The organism is Dyadobacter psychrophilus, from assembly GCF_900167945.1.
Taxonomy (GTDB): domain Bacteria; phylum Bacteroidota; class Bacteroidia; order Cytophagales; family Spirosomataceae; genus Dyadobacter; species Dyadobacter psychrophilus.
On sequence record NZ_FUZA01000025.1, the window covers coordinates 1 to 3099 of the forward strand.

The 3099-nt window shown below is 37.8% G+C and carries 5 protein-coding genes; all 5 read right to left on the bottom strand.

Annotated elements, in window-relative coordinates; translation table 11 throughout:
• Positions 1-27 precede the first annotated feature (27 nt).
• A complete protein-coding gene (locus B5X68_RS28465) occupies positions 28-660 on the bottom strand; it encodes a BfmA/BtgA family mobilization protein (protein ID WP_082218163.1) in 633 nt (210 codons plus the stop codon).
• 511 nt (positions 661-1171) lie between these two features.
• A complete protein-coding gene (locus B5X68_RS29060; RefSeq protein WP_170916764.1) occupies positions 1172-1333 on the bottom strand; it encodes a hypothetical protein in 162 nt (53 codons plus the stop codon).
• The gene (locus tag B5X68_RS28470; protein WP_082218164.1) at positions 1308-1610 is read right to left on the bottom strand and encodes a BrnT family toxin; all 303 of its coding nucleotides are present in this window, start codon (positions 1608-1610) and stop codon (positions 1308-1310) included. The genes B5X68_RS29060 and B5X68_RS28470 overlap by 26 nt, the downstream gene beginning before the upstream one ends.
• 2 nt (positions 1611-1612) lie before the next feature.
• Positions 1613-1876, bottom strand: a complete 264-nt coding sequence (locus B5X68_RS28475) for a hypothetical protein (protein ID WP_141110454.1) — start codon at positions 1874-1876, stop codon at positions 1613-1615.
• An 88-nt stretch (positions 1877-1964) separates the two neighbouring features.
• A complete protein-coding gene (locus B5X68_RS28480; RefSeq protein WP_082218166.1) occupies positions 1965-2411 on the bottom strand; it encodes a coiled-coil domain-containing protein in 447 nt (148 codons plus the stop codon).
• Positions 2412-3099: the final 688 nt, after the last annotated feature.

Here is a 3099-nt window from a genome sequence, read left to right on the forward strand (position 1 = left end):
CTGGCGGTAATATTGACATGCGCCATATCAGACAGATTTGAATTGGCTCCGGGTTTCATCCTGGAGATTTTTAACGGCTGCCGAACTCCCAAAGGAATTCAGTACCGAGTTCAGATGCTCACGCTCACGTATATAATTCTCAAAAAGAAGGACAAAATGATTCCGCATACGGTCCTTTTCCTTTCGTAAATCTGCAATGGTACCCTGAAAACTCTTTACTTCTGCCAGCAATCTCTCTACTAGTCCACTGGTTTTTCCTTGTTCTGCCAATGAAGCTTTTGAGTTCTTATCCAGGATACGGGCCATTTCCATAAAATGCCCTGCTACTTTGTTGTCTTCATCTTCACCGAAATAAAACCGCAGCAGCCTTGCCTGCTTACGAAATTGCTCCTGCTGAAGTTTTTGCTCAGCAAGCATAGGCGCCAGGATATCTTTCTCCTGGACTTTTACAAAACTGATAATTCGGTTAATGCCTTGCCCCAGCTCTTTCTTTAAAAGCTCGTCGCTCAAATCTGATGGGTCTTTCTTGGATTTGTAAAAATAGTCGACCATTTCAGCAAGCAGGTCCTGCTTGCTGCGCCCCAGCTTCTCGGCAATTTTGCCAAATTTCTCATCCGTTGCCTCCGTAAAACGGACCGACTTATTATACTTCTTTTCCATAGCCTAATATATCAATTGATATACTGAAATAAACCATTTAAGGCCAAATAGGCAATATTAAATATTAAAATATATTTATTCTATACTAATAATCGTTTACATAAATATATAATAAATTGATTATCAATGTCTTAGCCTCGCAGAGCAAGAATGAATTATCTCATAGCGTAATTCCTTCTTGCTTCTAAAAAGAACAACAAAATGGGATATAAAAATTAACAAGGATTGCTGTTTTATTGGATCAGCGGGATAAATGCTCACAAGAAAGCCCTAGTATTGACAGGAAATTATAAAGGGGATATGAAAGGTTTATAAGATCAGTTGTTCGCTGTATAACTAGCTTATTTCTGTTCTACGACTGGGCTAGCGTATTTTAAACACCTGGGTCGTTAGATTGCCCAGGATGGCTTCTTTGGTTGAAAACTCTGGAGCTGGGCGCAGCAAACACGTCGAGCCTTAAGCACTCACGTGATGCCGACAAAGCATTTCAGATTCAATCGATCTTTTATGGCTAAACAGATTGTTTAGCCTTTGCCTTTTCAGCCTTTAAAACCTCAGACATATTTAAAAATTGGCCTTTATGCTCCGAAAAAGCCTTTGAAGCAGCATCCATCTCTTTTTCGGAAAGAGAATTTTTAATGTACTCCTTAGATGTTTTTGATGATGTTTTCATAGTATCTGATTCTGTCTTTCCTATTTGCTCTTCTACAACTTATTGGTCTAACCCTCCCATTTCTGACCACGAATATTACAAATTTTTCATCTTTATCATTCCCAACACCGACACCGCTGTATCTCTGCTCACCGTGTTCGTCTATCTTATCCGGAGCAATGATGAAATTCGGGTCCGAAAAGACACTTTCAACTTCTTGGATTGTATTTTCTCTTTCAGGATGGTCATCTATTACATGCTTTAAATTACCCATGTCCCACTCGAATTTTAAAGCCATATTTATTTCATGTTCTCAAAAAATGCATCGAGTTCCGCTCTATTATTAAGGACCGTACACTTCCCCTCTCTGATCTCCTGCTGTGCGTCTTTTATGCGCTGAATCATTTGAGGAGTGAAGTAAAGATCATCTTCTGATACAGGGGTGAGCACATAAGTTTGTTTACGCCCTCTCCGGATCACCACTTTCTCACCTTTATCGGCCAGCTCAAAGAAGTCCTTTTGCCGCTCCCTAAATTGTCTGCTGGTTGTTTCTATTATTGCCATTGCGTACATGTTTTGGTACACGAATATACGGATACTTAATTCTATAGCCTATGCTAGAAATATGGTTCAAACCATAACCTCCTAATAGCTATTTACCCCAAATCCGCTGCCAAAATGATTTTCGGTGATTTTCGGTGGCTTCTTGAGTCACATTATGCGGTGCCGGTAATAACTTAAGCTCCTTGTTTTCTTCTCGTAGGCCTTTGTTCTCCTCTCTCAAATAAGCGATTTCATCTTTCAATACCTGAATAAGTTCATCTTTAACAGCTAATACAGGTGTATAGTCTTGTGTATAAACTTGTATTGGGTCTACATTTACACGAGTGTTTAAGCTATCCTGTTCTAGCTTATCGAACGCCGTTTTAGGAGGGTATTTATCAAAAAGGTAGTTAGTTTGAATAGTATACAATGAGCCATTTTTCCCTTCTTTAAGCCTAATATAGGGTTTACTGTCTGCTTTTTTACAAAGCCGGCGGATGGTCATTTCGTTTAGGCCAGTAGCTTTTGCTGCTTCTTTCAGAGTTATATAATTCATATGCAACGTTTTACAATGTACAATATACTGTAAATGCACATGTATAGATATTGTATAGGCCTATTAAATGAGTATTATTACATATAATATAAAAATATTACATAACTAATTATTTAGTTTTCGCAGCTGCTTATCCTTTTCTATCCAGGAATTTTTGTTTGTTTTTATTGTCAAGCTAGAATAAAGACTGTCATAGTCCCTCTCAAAGAAAGAGCGTGCGCGTAGCGACGCAGGCCGCCCCTGGTGGGTAGAAAACCAAGCCATTTATTATCCTAAAAACATCTTTTTTGCTCAATAAACTATATAGTAGTAAAACAGTATAGTATTATATAAGGTACTTCTCGAATAAAAGGAGTTTTGGTACGGAATAAAAGGAGTTTTGGTACGGATACAGAGATAATAAAAGGAGTTTTGGTACGGAATATAGATGAATATTTTTTTAGATCTCCTTTTATTATTATATTCGCTTTTCTGAATAAAACGAGTTTTAGTACGGGATATTGGCAGTTATATTTTTATATCTCCCTTTTTATAACTAATTGATTTTCATGGCGAAAAAGAAAGATAAGAGAGAAATTGCTCAAATGACTTTGCCACTTATTTTTGATGAGAAGGAGGTCAAAAAATATGCTAAGCAACACTGGAACGTCACTTTTGCCCGACAAAGGAAGGTGTCTGTGTATGCTAA